The following is a 14927-nucleotide window of genomic DNA, read 5'->3' as shown; positions in this document are numbered from 1 at the left end:
CTGGCGATCAGGGCTTCGGCTTGGGCGGCTTCCGGTCCCACCCCTGGCTGCCCTTACGCCCCAGCGACCACATCTGCATCCCGCGTTCGATCTCCAGCGCCGACGGCCAGGACACCGCGGGCGGGCCGAGCTCGAGGGTGGCGCTCTGCTTGATCCGCCGGGCCAGCTGGGGGTCGGCGGCGGCCTTGGCCACGAGCCGGGTGGCGGCGTCCAACATGGCGTCGGGCTCGGCCACGTCCCAGGCCAGGCCGCGGCGCACGGCCTCGGCCCCGGACAGCGCAGCGCCCAGGACCCCGAGCGCGATGGCGTGCTGATATCCGGCCGCGCGGCCGAGCAGGGACAGATGACCGCCGCCCGGGTGGATGCCGCGCGCCACGAACCCGCTGTCGATCACCGCGTCATGGCTGACCAGCATGAGGTCGGTGGCCAGGGCCAGGTTGAGCCCGGCGCCGACCGCGCCGCCGGTAACCAGCGACACGCTGGGCACCGGGAGCCGCCCGACCTCGACGAACGCCGCGTACACGGCGGAGGTCCGCGCGACCGACTCGGGCGCCGCGGGATCGGCGGAGGAGGCGGCCAGGTCGCGGGTGTCGGCGCCGCTGCAGAAGTAGCCGCCCGCGCCGTCGACGAGGACGGCGCCGATGGTGTCGTCGCCGTGGACGAGGGCGCAGAACTCCCCGATGAGGGCGGCCATCTCCAGCGTGATGGCGTTCTTGCGCCGGGGGTTGTTCAGGGTGAGCCTGGCGATCCCGTCGCGGACGGTCGTGAGGGCTGGCGGTTCGGCGTTCATGATGCTGCTCCTGTCTTCAACGGGGCCCCGTCGAAAGGGGCGCTGACGGCGGGCCGCCGGTGACGAGCTCCCACACGTCGCCCGACCTCCTCGCCAGGTCGGCGCACCTGCGCTGCCAGTGAAGCTCGTTGCCGTGTTCCTCGCGCCACGCCCACAACCTCCTGGTGCAGGCGCCGAGCCGGTGCTCCATCGTGAACCCGATCGCGCCGTGCAGTTGGTGCCCGGCGGCGGCCACCGACCGGGCCAGCGCGGACGCCTCGGCCTTGGCGGAGGCCACGATGAGCTCGCGATCCCGGTCACCGTGCCGCAGCGCCGCGACCGCCGCGTCCGCCATCACCTCGACGGTGACCACGTCGGCCGCCAGCCGCGCGAGCCGGTGCTGGACCGCCTGGAAGCGGGCCAGCGGCCGGCCGAACTGCACCCGCTCGGCGACGTACCCTGCGGTGAGCGTCAGGACGGCGCGAGCGGCGCCGGCCAGCTGCAGCGCGCGGGCGGTGGCCCCGTGCAGCTCCAGCTCGTGGCGCCACGGGCCGGGCGGCAAGGGCGTGACCGCCGCCTCTGCCCCGTCTAGCACGGCGCTGTCGCGTTCCTCCCCCGCCAGGTTCTCGCCGGGTGACGGCCGGTCGGGGGCGCGCAGCACGGCGGTCGCCGGTCCGTCCGGGGTGTCGGCCAGGGTGACCAGGTGGTCGGCGGATCGCAGCCAGGGCACGCGGGTCAGCGGGCCGGTGACCGTCCACCGGCCGCCGGGGGCCGGTTCGGCCACCAGCTCGCCTGCGTACGCGGTCAGCGTCCCTGGCGGCAGGGCGGCCCCCGATGCGGCCAGCAGCGGGCCCGCGACGAACAGGGCCTCGGCCAGGGGCAGCGCCGCCCCGCCCGTGGCGGCTTCGCGGACCACGACGGCGGCGTCCGCGAGCGTGCCACCACTCCCGCCCTGGCGCTCGGGGACGGTGAGCGAGGTGAAGCCGAGCTCCTCCAGCCGGGCCCAGAGCGCCGGGCCGTGCGGCTCCGCGGCCAGCAGGGCCCGCACCGCCTCAGCCAGGACGCGCAGGTGATCGCCGGTCACGGGAGCAGCTCCCTGACCAGGACGCGAAGATGATCGACCGTCATGGGAGCAGATCCTTGGCCACGATCGAGCGCAGGATCTCGTTGGTGCCCCCGCGCAGGGTGAAGGCCGGGACGTGCAGGACGGCCTTGGCCAGCATGGCCGCGAGCCCCTGTCCGCCCGGCTCGGGGCCGACGTGCCGCCGCACGGCGTCCACGACGTCGCCCTCGAACTCCGTGCCCAGGTCCTTGACCAGCGCCGCCGCCACGGCCGGGCTCTCTCCCCTGGACAGCCGCTCGGCGACCGACAGGGACAGCCGGCGCAGCGCCACCAGCCGGGAGACCAGCCGGCCCAGCTCGGCGTGCGCGACCGGGTCGTCCCCCAGGTTCTCCGGCCGGGCCCACTCCCGCAGCAGCGGCAGCGTGCTGAGCACGCGCTCGGGGCCGGAGCGTTCGTTGCCCAGCTCCGCGGTGACCTGGCGCCAGCCGTCCCCCCGGCGGCCCAGCAGGGCGCCCGCCGGGATCACCGCGTCGTCGAAGATGACCTCGTTGAAGTGGTGCGCCCCGTCGATGGTGATGATCGGCCGGATCGAGACCGCCGGGTGGGGCAGGTCCACGATGAACTGTGAGAGCCCGGCGTGCCGGTCGCCGGCGTCGTCCGTGCGCGCCAGGACGACCACCGCCGTGGCGAGGTGCGCCACGCTGGTCCAGACCTTGGTGCCCGTCAGCCGCCAGCCGTCCTCGACCTCGGCGGCCCGGGTCCGGACCGAGGCCAGGTCGGAGCCCGAGTCGGGCTCGGACATCCCGATCGCGAAGAAGCTCTGGGCTCGGGCGATTTTCGGGAGATACGTGTGTTTCTGGTGCTCTGTACCGTTACGCAGGATGCTGGGGGCGATCTGCCGGTCGGCGATCCAGTGGGCGGCCACCGGTGCCCCGGCGGCCAGGAGTTCCTCGGTGACCACGTAGCGCTCCAGCGGGGTCCGGCCGTGCCCGCCGTACGCGACCGGGATCGTCATCCCCACCCACCCGCGCGCGGCCAGGCGGGCGCTGAAGGCCGGGTCGACGCCGGACATCCAGGCGTCGGCCTCGCGGGCGAAGCCGCCGGCCGCGATCTCGTCCTCGAGGAAGCGCCTGACCCGCAGCCGCAGCTCTCGTAACCCGTCCGGCGGCCCGACCGCGCCGAGCGACAGGGCCTGAGCATCCACGAATGGGATCTTATCCGCGCAAGGGCTCCCGCCCCTGGAAAGGCACGGCCAAACTGGCCGTGCCTGCGAATATGAGTAGATCTTTTTCCTCATTCGTATCATTCAGTGCCCGCTGACACCTAAGCTTCGGGGATGCGTTATGTCCCTTTTGTCCTGGTTGTCGCTGCCACGGTGGCGTACACCGCGACTCCCGCAGCGGCCATCACCAACGGCTCCGCCGACGGTGACGCACACCCGGAAGTAGGGGCTCTCATTTCCGATGAGCAGAATCCCGACGGTACGTGGGCGTACTGCACGGGAACGCTCATCTCACCGACAGTCTTCCTCACCGCCGCCCACTGCGGTGAGCCGAAGCAGAAGACCGCCAAGGTCTCCTTCGCCGGCCACTACAAACGCGGGGCCCAGCTCTACTCCGGCCGTTACATCCCGGATCCGCGTTTCTCGGCGAAGTCCGAGCTCCACGACATGGCCGTCGTCGTGTTCGACAAGCCCATCCTGAGCATCACGCCCGCCCAGCTGCCGCCCGCGGGCCTGCTCGACCTCCTCGAGGCCGAGAACAGGCTGGAGTCCGCCCGATTCACCCCCGTCGGGTACGGCTCGCTCCAGCCCACCATGAAGAGGCCGCGTGACCAGCGCTTTCATTACACCGACACACGCCACCAGGCGACCATCTCCTTCAAGAGCATGACCCGGAGATGGCTCAACCTGTCGCTGTCCACCAAGGGCGACGGCAGCACCTGCTTCGGCGACTCGGGCGGCCCGAACTTCCTGGGCGGAGTCACCTCGCACCTCCTCATCGCCACGACGATCTCCGGTGCCGACGACGCCTGCAAGAAGACCAACTACGACTACCGCCTGGACTCCGCCTCGGCGCGGAAGTTCCTGGGCAAGTACGTCAGCCTTCCCGGACCCGCCCAGCCATCGGAGCCAGTGGCGCCATCGGCGGCTCCGAGCGCGCAAGCGACGCCTCCGAGCTCTCCGAGCGCACGCTGAAGATGGGCCGCGGCATCGGGACGCGCTCGGCCGCCGGCGGCGGCGCCTGATCCACCAGCGCCTGGATCGCCGTCCTGCGCCTCTCGATGCCTGCTCCGTCGATGCTGATGCGCCGCCTGCCGCGGCTCTTGTCATCCATCACGCACGGGAGCGTACTGAGATCGACGCCAAGAGCGGGTCACGAGCGCGCCCGGTTACTCCCGTCAGTCGAAGGTCTCGTGGACGGTGTCCGGGACATCGTCGTCCAGCTCCACGCGTACCCGCTCGATCGTGCCGGTGAAGGGGAAACCGCGCGGATAGTCCCAGCTCACCGGTGACAGCGCGTCACGGCCCAGCACCAGCCCCTGCCAGCCGATCAGGTAGCGGGCGGTCGTGAGCGGCTCCTTCCCGCCGTCGGGGCGGCCGTCCACCGCCAGGGAGGCCACGCCCTGGAGGGGGCCGGTCCTGGTGAAGATCATCGACAGGACGTGCTCGCCCGGCGGCAGGAGGCGGTTGCCGCGCACGCGGTAGCGGGTGCCCTGGTGGTTGTACTCGTAGTGGAGCCGGCCTCCGGTTATGTACAGGACGTGACCGCCGTTCACGTCGCCCTGCGAGATCAGCACGCCCTCGTCGCCCTCCCGCAGCCGCACCTCGGCGTCGATGCGGTAGGAGCGGTCGTAGATCAGCGGGGTGACGCCGCCCGGGATGCGGCTCATCTCCGGGTAGAGCACGAAGCTCCGCCGCCGCCTGGGCGAGGCCGCGCTGTGGTATTTCGCGGCCCGTTCGGCGAAGTTGCGGTCGTCCAGGGGGAAGACGTCGTAGCGGTCGGCCTCGGACCACCAGCGGCCGATCAGCTCATGGAGCACGTCGGGGCGCTCGGCCGCCAGATCGTGGCACTCGGAGAAGTCGTCGTCCAGGTGGTAAAGCTCCCACCGGTCGTCGTCGTAGGAGGTGCCGCGCTCGTGGTAGGCCACGGCCTTCCACCCCTCGTGCCAGATCGCGCGGTGTCCGTACATCTCGAAGTACTGGGTGGTGCGGCGGGTCGGCGCCGCGCCGTCGGCGAACGTGTAGCGCATGGACACGCCGTGCACGGGCAGCTGCGCGAGCCCCCGGTACGTCCCCGGCATCCCGGTGCCGACGACGTCCAGGATCGTCGGGGTCACGTCGATGACGTGGTGGAACTGCGTCCGCACGCCGCCCTCGGGGACCCGCCCCGGCCAGGAGACGATGAGCGGGGCCCGGACGCCGCCCGCGTGCGTGTTCTGCTTGTACCGCTTGAGCGGGGTGTTGCCCGCCTGCGCCCAGCCCCAGGGGTAGTTGCCGTGGCACCGGGGGCCGCCGATCTCGTCGAGGCGGGCGTGGTTGTCGGCGTGGGAGACGGCGTCGCCGTTCTCGTAGGCGATCGAGTTGGTGTTGCCGAGCGCGCCGCCCTCCTGGCTGGCGCCGTTGTCCGACAGGAGCACGATCAGCGTGTTCTCGCGGGTGCCGATGTGCTCCAGGTGCGCGACGAGCCGGGCGAGGTGGGCGTCGGTGTGCTCCATCATCGCGGCGAACGCCTCCTGCAGCCGGGCGGCGACCGCGCGTTCCTCCTCGGGGAGCTCGGACCAGGGCCGCACGCCGTCGTTGCGGGGCGCCAGCGCCGTGCCGGGCGGGATGATCCCGAGCTCGGCCTGCCGGGCGTGGCGGCGCCGCCTGATCACGTCCCAGCCCTCGTCGTAGCGGCCCCGGTAGCGCCGCAGATACTCCTCGGGCGCCTGGTGCGGCGCGTGGCCCGCGCCCATGGCCAGGTAGAGGAGGTACGGCTTGTCGGGCCCCACGGACTTGTGGTCGGAGACGCAGGCGATGGCCCGGTCGACGAGGTCCTCGGTGAGGTGGTAGCCCTCCTCCGGCGTCCTGGGCGGCTCCACCCGGTGGTTGTCCTGGACCAGCTCGGGATGGTACTGATCGCTGATGCCCTCGAGGAAGCCGTAGTAGCGGTCGAAGCCCCGGCCCAGCGGCCACTGGTCGTAGGGGCCGATCGCGCTGGTCTGGTCCATGGGCGCCAGGTGCCACTTGCCGAGGGCGTAGGTGTTGTAGCCGGTGTCGCGCAGCACCTCGGCGATCGTGGCCGCGCGGTGGGTCACGGTGCCGCGCTTGCCGGGGAAGCCGCTGTCGGCGTTGGACAGCAGGGACATACCGACGGCGTGGTGGTTGCGGCCGGTGAGCAGCGAGGCGCGGGTGGGCGAGCACAGCGGCGTGACGTGGAAGTTGGTGTAGCGCAGCCCGCCGGCGGCCAGGGCGTCCATCGTGGGGGTGGCGATCTCGGACCCGTAGCAGCCGAGGCTGCCGAACCCGACGTCGTCGAGGACGACCACGATCACGTCGGGCGCTCCCTCGCGGGGCCTGGGGGGCTCCGGCCACCACGGCGTGGAGTCCTGGTAGGTGCGGCCCACGTGTCCGGTGGTCACGAGTATTTCCCTTCTTCGAGCTGGCGCAGGGTCAGGCCGCGGGTCTCCGGGGCCAGTCTGAAGGTCACCACGGCGTTCAGCACGGCCAGGGCCGAGATGATCAGGAAGGAGACCGCGCCGAGCGCCTCGAACATGCTGGGCAGCGCCAGCGTGCCGACCACGCTGCCGGTCTTGCCGACCATGTTCACGATGCCGACGGCGCGTCCCCGCACGGACGCCGGGAACAGCTCGGGCGCCCAGGAGTAGAAGGCCAGCGAGGTGCCGCCGTTGATCACCGCGATGGTGACGGCGAAGGCCACCAGGACGAGCCACGAGGTGCCGAATCCGGCCCAGATGAGGAACGTGCACACGGCGGCGACCGCCGTGCCGGTGATCGCGATGAAGCGGCGGCCGATCGACTCGATCACCCACAGGCAGACGATCAGGCCCAGGATCACGGCGAGCGCCGTCGTGGACGCGGTGAACAGCAGCGAGGTGAACGTGCTCGGCGTGACGATGCGTTTGATCAGGCTGGGCTGGTAGAGCAGGATGGCCGAGCCGTACAGGTTGTTGCAGCCCCAGTACACGCAGAGCATGACCATCATGATCGCCAGCGGCCGGCGGAACAGCAGCCGCAGCGGGGCCGGCTGCCCGCCGCCCGTCGCGGCGGGCTCGGTCGCGGGCGCGGGCGCGGCGGGCTCGGCCGGGCCGGCCTCTCCGGAGGTGGCGTACCGCCAGGCGGCCAGGGCCTCCTCGTGGCGGCCGTGGGCGCGCAGCCAGTACGGAGACTCCGGCGTGCGGCGGCGCAGGAAGAGCAGCAGCACCGCCGCGACGGCCCCGGTCGCCATCACCCAGCGCCAGTGCTCCACCCCGGAGGCCGTGAAGACCAGCAGCGTGACGGCGATGGCGGTCAGCGCGCCCAGCATCCAGGCCACCCCGCCCAGGCCGGTGAACGTGCCGCGCCTCCTGGACGGGATGAACTCCGCGATCAGGGCGGCCGAGGCGGGCATGTCCGCGCCGATCGCGAACCCGACGCAGAACCGCAGCGCGATGAGCTGCCACACGTCGTCCACGAACAGGAAGCCGAGCGAGGCCAGCACGAAGACGGCCATCGAGGCGAAGAACACCGGCCGCCGGCCGAAGCGGTCGGTCAGCGGGCCGGTCAGGAGGGAGCCGAGGGCCATGCCGACGAACGCGGAGGCGCCCACCAGGCCGAGGACGCCGGGGTTCGGGGAGAGCTCGGGCACGATGCCGAGCAGGGCGCCGGACAGAACCAGCAGGTCGTAGCCGTCCACGTAGTAGCCGCCGATGGCGGTCAGCGCTATTCTGCGCTGACCCCTGGTCATGCGTCCCGCATCGAACTCCACAATCTCGCTCGTCATATCGGGGAATTTAGGACACGCGCAACCATTCGTCTATTGCCATAGCCCGACTCAAAACCATACGTTTTCCGGATGATCGAACGTCTGGACCTGCAGCTGAGCTGGCTGGCCACCTTCGTGGCGGTCGTGGATCACGGGGGCTTCACCGCCGCCGGGCGCGTGCTGGGCCGCTCGCAGCCCCGGGTCAGCGCGCACATCGCCGCCCTGGAGCAGGCGCTCGGCGACACGGTGCTCACCCGCACCAGCAAGGAGGTCACGCTCACCGCCGCCGGCGCCAGGTTCCTGCCCAGGGCCCGTGCGGCGCTGGCGGAGGTCCAGACGGGGGTCGACCAGGTACGCGCCCTGCGCGCCGAGCTCAAGGGCCGGGTCACGGTGGGCGGCTACCCGGGGCTGAGCGCCGTGCTGCTGGCGCCGCTGATCCAGCGGTTCCGGCGGCTGCACCCCGGGGTCACGGTGGTGCTGCGCGAGGGCGACCCGCTGCAGCTGGAGGAGGCCGTCGCCCACGGCGAGCTCGACATCGCGCTGCGCACCTCCGACGTGCCGCAGGTGTATCACACCGTCCCCTCGGCGCACCTGTTCCACGAGAAGATCGTGCTGGTGGCCCCGAGAGGCCACCGGCTGGCCACGGCCTCGCCGGTGGACCTCAGGCTGCTGTCCGACGAGACCGTCCTGGTCACCGGCGACCCGTACGGCGGCTGGGCCGACTACCGCGACCGGCTCGACCGGGTGGGCGCCGACCCCGTCGAGATCATGGTGATCGCGCAGGCCACCACGATCTCGGCGATGGTGGCGGCGGGCCTCGGGGTGGCGATCCTGGGCGCGTTCGCCGCCCAGGTCGCGGTGTTCGGGGACGACGTGGTGACCCGGCCGCTGCCGGCCCCCTTGTGGCACCGGGAGATCCGCGTCTACCGGAAGGCGGGACGCGTGTCCACCAAGCCGGCGGACGCCTTCCTGGAGCTCCTCCACCGGGAGGCCCCGGCCCTGACCGCCCGCACCGCCACCTGGCCGCCGTGACCCCGCGGGCCGAGGGTTGTCAGGAGCGGCGCCGGAAGTAGCAGGTCGTGGCCGTGGCCAGGGCGGCGCCCCAGATCGGCCAGAAGCACTCCGGCAGCCAGGCGCCCCATTCGTCCAGGGTGAACCGGCCGGCGATCGTCGCCCTGATGTAGGTCAGCCCGGCCACGGTGACGACGATCGAGACGAACCCGGCGGGGATGACCGCCAGCAGCAGCGGCACCCGCCTGCCGCGCAGGCCGGGGATCCAGCGCGGGAAGACCTCACCCCACCGCTGGGTCAGCCCGAGCGTGAGCACGCCGCCGAACGCGCCGAAGGTCGCCAGGTACGCGCCGGCCAGCCACAGGCCGTCCTCCCCCTGGGCGAGGAACTCCGGGCTCACGCCGAGCGGGAGGCCCAGCGCCCACGCCCACCGGGTCAGGCAGTACACCAGCGGCACCGCGACGGCCACGTACACGGCCCGGCGCCCCCGCTCGGGGGTGAACCAGCCCGCCACGCCCCTGTCGCGCCCGTACGCCAGCGCCGCGCCGGCCAGGAGCAGCCCGCCGAGCACGCAGACGAGCTGGTTGAGCACCGGCCACGGCCAGGCGTCGGCGAGGGTCGCGCCGCCCAGGCTCCAGCCGAAGAGCGGCGCGACCAGCAGGAGGGGCGTGTAGGCCACGCCCATCATGAGCCGGGAGTCGGGGACGACCAGGACGAGGAGCACGGCGATCGGCCAGGCCAGGTAGAGCGGCGCGCGGCCGCCGCCCCCGCGGCTCAGCGCCAGCGCCGTCGCCAGGGTGAGCAGCGCGAAGGCGGCGATCCACCAGCCGAAGCCCGGCGTCACCCCGGCCAGGACGGACAGCGCCCCGTCCGGGTCGGGGTCCGAGGCGCCCCAGGGGAAGCCGGGCGCCCCCAGCGCCCAGGCCGCCCCGAGCAGGCCGTAGCCCAGCGCCCACAGCGCCGCCGCGTGGGCGCGGCGGCCAGAAGTGCGGGTTTCCATGCGGTCAAGCCTCCCGGCGGGCCCCTCGCCGGGCCAGATGCCGTTCGGCACCTCTCGACGCCGGCGGGCATGCCGTTCGGCACCTCAGGTACGGTTTCCGGCGAAGACCGGAGGGGTGCGCCCCTTCCATGGCATCGCCTGTTCCAGGTGGGCGGCGATCCGGAACAGCAGGTCCTCGCGCCCGTAGGGGGCGACGATCTGCACGCCGACGGGCAGCCCGCCGGCGTGGCCGAGCGGCAGGCTGATCGCGGGCTGCCCGGTGACGTTGAACACCATCGTGAACGGCCCGTAGTCGGTCAGCGACTCCAGCCAGCTCGTCATCGTGTGGCCGGGGTCGTCGTAGCGCAGCGTGCCGTGCGGCGCGGGCGGACGGGCCAGCGTGGGGGTGACGAGCAGGTCGTACTCGGTGAAGAACGCGGCCACCGAGCGGGTCACCCGGTTCTGGGCGTCGAGTGCGGCCAGCAGGTCCAGCCCGGTGTACTCCCGCGCCGCCCGCAGGAACCGCCGGGAGACGGCCTCCATCCGGGCCGGGTCGGGCTGCCTGGGGGCCATGAGCAGCGTGGAGGCGATCGCCACGCACTCGGCCGCCAGGCTCCGCATCACCGCCTCCCAGTCCACGGCCGGGCTCGCCTCGGTGACCCCGTGCCCGGCCCGCTCCAGCGCCTGGCCCACCAGGACCGCCGCCTCGGCCACCCGGGCGTCCACCGCCGTCCCCGACCAGGCTTCGGTGGTCACCGCCACCCTCAGCCGGCCGGGGTCGGCCCCCGCCTCGTCGGCGTACCTGCCCCGCGGGGGCGGCGCGGTGTACTTGTCGCCGATGCCGGGCCCCTGGACGGCGTCCAGGAGGTGCGCGGCGTCGCGGACGGTCCGCGTGAGCGCGAACTCGTACGACATGCCGAGCATGGCCTCGCCCGCGTCGGGACCGCAGGTGATCCGGCCGCGGCTCGGCTTGAGCCCGACCAGCCCGCAGCAGGAGGCCGGGACGCGGATGGACCCGGCCCCGTCGCTGGCGTGCGCGACGGGCACGGCGCCGGCGGCGACCAGGGCGGCCGCGCCGCCGCTCGACCCGCCCACGCCCCTGTCCGGGTCCCAGGGGTTGCGGGTGGGGCCGTACCTGAGCGATTCGGTGGCGAAGCTGACGCACAGCTCCGGGACGGTGGTCAGGCCCAGCGTGACCAGGCCGGCGGCCCGGAACCGGGCCATCAGGGCGGTGTCGTGCGTGGGGACGACGCCCGGCAGGGCCCGGCTGCCGAGGGTGAACGGCACCCCCTCGGCCACCGGCCCGTGATCCTTGATCAGGAACGGCACCCCGGCGAACGGCCCGTCCCCGGCGTGGTCCAGCGCCGGGCTGAACACCGGCAGGGCCAGGCCGTTCACCTGGGCGTCCGCGATCGCCAGGGCCCGCCTGGCGGTGGCCTCGACCTCGCCGGCGGTGACCTCGCCCGACCTGATCAGATCCCTGATCCCGACGGCGTCGTACCGCGCGTATTCATGGAGCTCCATGGAGAGCCTCTTTCTGGGCGTCCTCGACGCCCGCAACCTCGATCACATGTGGCGGTGGGCGGCGCGCGGGGCGCGCCGCCGGATGACGGACAGCCTGAACACAGGCGACGGTCGCTCCGGGACCATCGCCTGCTGTGATCGAGGTGCTTCTACGCTCGGTACATCACGACCATGGTGACGGATGCCGCCCCTGGCCGTCGAACGGTTTGTCCGGCGGCCGGGAGGGCGGATCCGCGTCAGTCGTCGGCGTGCCCGTGGCTCCGCCACGGGCCGGTGATGGCGAAGACGTGGCCGGGCGACTGGATGTTGGCGAACAGGATGCGGCCGTCGGCGCTGAAGGCCGGGCCGGTGAACTCGCTGTCGTTGAGGTCGTTGCGGGCCATCGGGTACGACTTGCCCTGCGTGCTGACGCCGATCAGGTGCTGGATGCCCTCGCCGTCCTCCGCGAGGATCACCCCGCCGTACGGGGAGACCGTGATGTTGTCGGGCCCGTCATAGTCGGTGTCCTGGCTGGGGTCGGGGTTGACGCCGAAGATGACCTTGAGGGTGACCGTCTCGGTGCGCGGGTCGTAGAACCACACCTGGCCGTCGTGCTCGTTGACGCTGCCGTCGGTGTGACGGGCGAAGCTGGCCACGAAGTACGCGCCCCCGTCGCCCCACCAGGCGCCCTCCAGCTTGCGGCTGCGGGTGACCTGGTCGTTGGCGAACTGCAGGCGTACCGACTGGGTCTTCGCGTCGCGGTCGGGCACCTCGACCCAGCGGGCCTTGAAGCGCGTGCCCGGCTCGGTCGCCTCCGACAGGTCGGCGATGTGCGTGTCGTCCCGGTAGCAGCTCAGCGCCTCCAGCTTGCCCGCGGTGTCGCCGCCCTCGGACAGCGCCAGCGCGCGCAGCGCGCCCTTGCGGCCGTGGAAGCGCCTCGGCGGGGTCCACCGGTAGTACAGCCCGTTCGGGCCGCCGGCGTCCTCGGTCAGGTAGATCGCCGACGTCCTCGGGTCGACGGCGACGGCCTCGTGGGCGTAGCGGCCGAGGAACTTCAGCGGCACCGGGTCATGGTTGGCCTCGCGGTCGAACGGGTCGACCTCGAACACGTAACCGTGGTCCTTCTGGTAGGCCCCGCCGGCGCGCTGCTCGGTCTCCTCGCAGGTCAGCCAGGTGTTCCAGGGGGTCTTGCCGCCGGCGCAGTTGTTGTGGGTGCCGGCCAGGCTGACGTATTCGCGGATCCGCTCGCCGCGGGCGTCGACGTCGATGTTCGTGGTGCCGCCGCCGGCTCCCGGGTCGTAGGTGAGGCCGGGCAGCGCCGGCACCCGGTAGGGCTCGCTGCCGCCGATCTCGTGGTTGTTGACCAGCGTGCCGCCCCGCCCGTGCGAGAAGCTCGCGGTGCCGTCGGCGTCGCTCGGGGTCGGCTCGCCGCTCTCCAGCAGGGTCACCCCCGCCTCCGCGACGATGCGGTACGTGAACCCGGCCGGCAGGGCCAGGATCCCGGCCGGGTCGGGGACCAGCGGGCCGTAGCCCTGCGGGGGCCGGGTGGCGGCGATCGCGGCCGGGCCTGCGATGGCCTCGTAGCTGCCGGCTAACGCGATGCCGAGGCTTCCGGCGGCGGTGCGGCCGAGGAAGGAACGGCGCGCGATGGGACGAGGGGAATCAGGTGAGGACACGGGACATCTCCTCTAGCGTCTGACGCTTTTACACCAGCCGACCCAACGATGCCACGGAGACGGCCGCCGCGCCGCCCGCTGTCCGCATCATGAACGCCGGTTGAACAACCGGCCCGCACCCGTCACCTCGAACGGCTCGGCGGGGTTCGGCTTTCTCACGACGCGGATAACAGTTGAAGAACGGACGATGGCGGGTCGGCGGTCCGGTGCATCAGCATGGAAACGTGACAGTCATTTCCGCCAGGCGGCGATCGACCGGGCGCCGGGGGCCGTACGTGGCCCGCGCGGTGACCCAGCTGCTGTCCTGGCCGGCCCTGGAGCTGAGCGACACCAGGCGTGGAGTGGCCTTCGCCGTCCGCGGCATCGAGATCCTGCGCCTGACCGGCGCGGACGAGGTGCGTCTGCGCCTGACGGAGCCCGCGATCGGCCGGCTGGAGCCGTACCTGCGAGACTGCGAGCAGGTACAGACGTGCGCCGACCCGGCGTGGGTGGCCCTGAGACTGGAGGCCGAGCCCGACCTCGACCTGCTGCTGGCGCTGACCAGCGTGGCGATCAAGGCGCACGCGTCGGAGGTCGCCTGATATCGGCCATGGGCCATCCGCCCTAGGTGACTGATTTATACAGAAAAAGTCCTCTATGCGGCGGGCGATGGAACGTGCTATGACGAATTCATGGCGTACGACGAGCGCCTCGAACGTGAGGCGATCCAGGACGTGGTCAACCGGCTGATCGCCAGATACACCGGCACGCGCTCGGCCGAGCAGGTCGAGGCGGCCGTGCGGGAGGCGTATGACCGCTTCGCGAACAGCCCGGTCCGCGATTTCATCCCGGTGCTGGTGGAACACGACTCCAAGGAGTTACTGCGCCGCGGTGCCCTGACGGAGGTCCCGTCACCGATGTGAGGTGAGGGGCTCCATCGGCGCCCCCAGCGTGCGGGACACCTCGCGTGCGGTCTCGGCGGCCGGCCGAGAAGGTGGGCGTGGTGCCGACGATCGAGGAGGGCAACCTGTTCCGCCGGGTCATCGGGTGGAGCTCGGTGCTGCTGCTCGTCCTCTGCGTCCTGGTGTTCCTGCAGTCGGCCCCGGTGCTCGGCCGGCTGGTCCCCTGACCTGTGACGGCGTCCCTTTCCGGGGTAGCTGACGGCCCGAACGCGACAGTCCGGCCCTGGGAGCAGGCATGAATTACGATCAGTTCCTCAAGATCGTGGAGCAGCAGGCCGGGGCGGGGCCCCGGGCCGCGGAACGCGCCGTGCAGGCCACGTTCCGCACGCTCTCCGAGCGGCTCTCGAAGGTGGAGAGCCGGGATCTGCTCAGGGAACTGCCCCCGGAGGCGATGCCCTGGCTCTACACCGAACGCGACCCCGAGACCTTCGGCGTCGGCGAGTTCCTCCGGCGGGTGGCCGAGCGCGCCGGCGTCGACGCCGAGACGGCCGGGCGGCACGCCCGCGCGGTCTTCTGGGCGATGGGGCAGGCCGTGAGCCCCGAGGAGTTCGCCGACATGACCGCCGACCTCCCGCACGACTTCGAGCCGCTGATCACGGAGGCCGAGCGCCGCTACGTCGAGATCGTGCCGGCCAGGGAGTTCCTGGCCGGGGTCGCGGAACGGGCCGGGCTCGACCCCGAGGGCGCGCGCCGGGCCACCGAGGCGGCGCTGGAGACGCTCGCAGAGAGCGTCGCCCCTGGCGAGGTCGAGAACCTGGTCAGCCAGCTGCCCGCCCCGCTGCACGCGCCGCTGAAGCGCGGGGTGGGCGCGGCCGCCGCCCGCAGGCCGCTGGAGGAGTTCGTCCGCCGGATCGCCGAGCGCGAGGGAGTCTCCCCCGAGAAGGCGCGCGAGCACGCCGGCGCGGTCTTCGCCATGTTGCGCGAGGCGATCGCCGGTGAGGAGTATTTCGACGTGACGGTCCAGTTGCCCAACGAATACCGCACTCTGCTCCCACATCCCTGACAATCAGCATTTACTA

At 72.4% G+C, this 14927-nt stretch carries 14 protein-coding genes; 6 read left to right on the top strand and 8 right to left on the bottom strand.

Annotated elements, in window-relative coordinates:
- Positions 1-7 precede the first annotated feature (7 nt).
- From ABZS69_RS09180 to ABZS69_RS09170, 3 genes are read right to left on the bottom strand one after another with little or no spacing between them, the layout of a single operon-like run.
- The gene (locus ABZS69_RS09180; protein WP_355368897.1) at positions 8-790 is read right to left on the bottom strand and encodes an enoyl-CoA hydratase-related protein; all 783 of its coding nucleotides are present in this window, start codon (positions 788-790) and stop codon (positions 8-10) included.
- A 16-nt stretch (positions 791-806) separates the two neighbouring features.
- Positions 807-1853 carry an acyl-CoA dehydrogenase gene (locus ABZS69_RS09175; protein WP_355368895.1) on the bottom strand — a complete coding sequence of 349 codons (1047 nt, stop codon included), beginning with the start codon at positions 1851-1853 and terminating at the stop codon, positions 807-809.
- A gap of 40 nt (positions 1854-1893) precedes the next feature.
- Positions 1894-3036 carry an acyl-CoA dehydrogenase family protein gene (locus tag ABZS69_RS09170; RefSeq protein ID WP_355368893.1) on the bottom strand — a complete coding sequence of 381 codons (1143 nt, stop codon included), beginning with the start codon at positions 3034-3036 and terminating at the stop codon, positions 1894-1896.
- 132 nt (positions 3037-3168) lie between these two features.
- Here ABZS69_RS09170 and ABZS69_RS09165 point away from each other — a divergent pair, with 132 nt between their 5' ends.
- Positions 3169-4029 carry a trypsin-like serine protease gene (locus tag ABZS69_RS09165; RefSeq protein WP_355368891.1) on the top strand — a complete coding sequence of 287 codons (861 nt, stop codon included), beginning with the start codon at positions 3169-3171 and terminating at the stop codon, positions 4027-4029.
- Between the two features lie 203 nt (positions 4030-4232).
- Here ABZS69_RS09165 and ABZS69_RS09160 read toward each other — a convergent pair whose 3' ends face one another.
- Positions 4233-6455: an arylsulfatase gene (locus ABZS69_RS09160; RefSeq protein WP_355368889.1), complete on the bottom strand. Its 2223-nt coding sequence runs from the start codon at positions 6453-6455 to the stop codon at positions 4233-4235.
- Complete coding sequence (locus ABZS69_RS09155; protein WP_355368887.1) at positions 6452-7816, bottom strand: MFS transporter; 1365 nt, start codon at positions 7814-7816, stop codon at positions 6452-6454. Before ABZS69_RS09155 ends, ABZS69_RS09160 begins: the two co-directional genes overlap by 4 nt.
- Before the next feature lie 72 nt (positions 7817-7888).
- Between ABZS69_RS09155 and ABZS69_RS09150 the strand changes: the two genes are divergently transcribed.
- A complete protein-coding gene (locus tag ABZS69_RS09150; protein WP_355368885.1) occupies positions 7889-8830 on the top strand; it encodes a LysR family transcriptional regulator in 942 nt (313 codons plus the stop codon).
- A 19-nt stretch (positions 8831-8849) separates the two neighbouring features.
- Here ABZS69_RS09150 and ABZS69_RS09145 read toward each other — a convergent pair whose 3' ends face one another.
- The 3 genes from ABZS69_RS09145 to ABZS69_RS09135 all read right to left on the bottom strand — a co-directional run bounded on the left by ABZS69_RS09145 (position 8850) and on the right by ABZS69_RS09135 (position 12967).
- Positions 8850-9809, bottom strand: coding sequence for a hypothetical protein (locus tag ABZS69_RS09145; protein ID WP_355368883.1), 960 nt, complete (start codon positions 9807-9809; stop codon positions 8850-8852).
- A gap of 84 nt (positions 9810-9893) precedes the next feature.
- Entirely contained in the window at positions 9894-11312 is a 1419-nt protein-coding gene (locus ABZS69_RS09140) for an amidase (protein WP_355368881.1), read from the bottom strand.
- A 236-nt stretch (positions 11313-11548) separates the two neighbouring features.
- Positions 11549-12967, bottom strand: coding sequence for an alkaline phosphatase PhoX (locus ABZS69_RS09135; protein ID WP_355368879.1), 1419 nt, complete (start codon positions 12965-12967; stop codon positions 11549-11551).
- Between the two features lie 224 nt (positions 12968-13191).
- Between ABZS69_RS09135 and ABZS69_RS09130 the strand changes: the two genes are divergently transcribed.
- The 4 genes from ABZS69_RS09130 (at position 13192) to ABZS69_RS09115 (ending at position 14911) form a co-directional block, all read left to right on the top strand.
- Positions 13192-13548 (top strand): luciferase family protein, encoded by a 357-nt coding sequence (locus ABZS69_RS09130; protein WP_355368877.1) that lies wholly within the window; start codon positions 13192-13194, stop codon positions 13546-13548.
- Positions 13549-13638: 90 nt separating this feature from the next.
- Positions 13639-13869, top strand: coding sequence for a three-helix bundle dimerization domain-containing protein (locus ABZS69_RS09125; protein ID WP_355368875.1), 231 nt, complete (start codon positions 13639-13641; stop codon positions 13867-13869).
- Positions 13870-13949: 80 nt separating this feature from the next.
- Positions 13950-14075, top strand: coding sequence for a hypothetical protein (locus ABZS69_RS09120; RefSeq protein ID WP_355368873.1), 126 nt, complete (start codon positions 13950-13952; stop codon positions 14073-14075).
- Positions 14076-14143: 68 nt separating this feature from the next.
- Positions 14144-14911, top strand: coding sequence for a DUF2267 domain-containing protein (locus ABZS69_RS09115; RefSeq protein WP_355368871.1), 768 nt, complete (start codon positions 14144-14146; stop codon positions 14909-14911).
- Positions 14912-14927: the final 16 nt, after the last annotated feature.

Source organism: Nonomuraea sp. NPDC005650 (assembly GCF_040605375.1).
Taxonomy (GTDB): domain Bacteria; phylum Actinomycetota; class Actinomycetes; order Streptosporangiales; family Streptosporangiaceae; genus Nonomuraea.
Note: the sequence above shows the minus strand (reverse complement) of the source record. Positions and strands in the feature narration are given on the sequence as shown.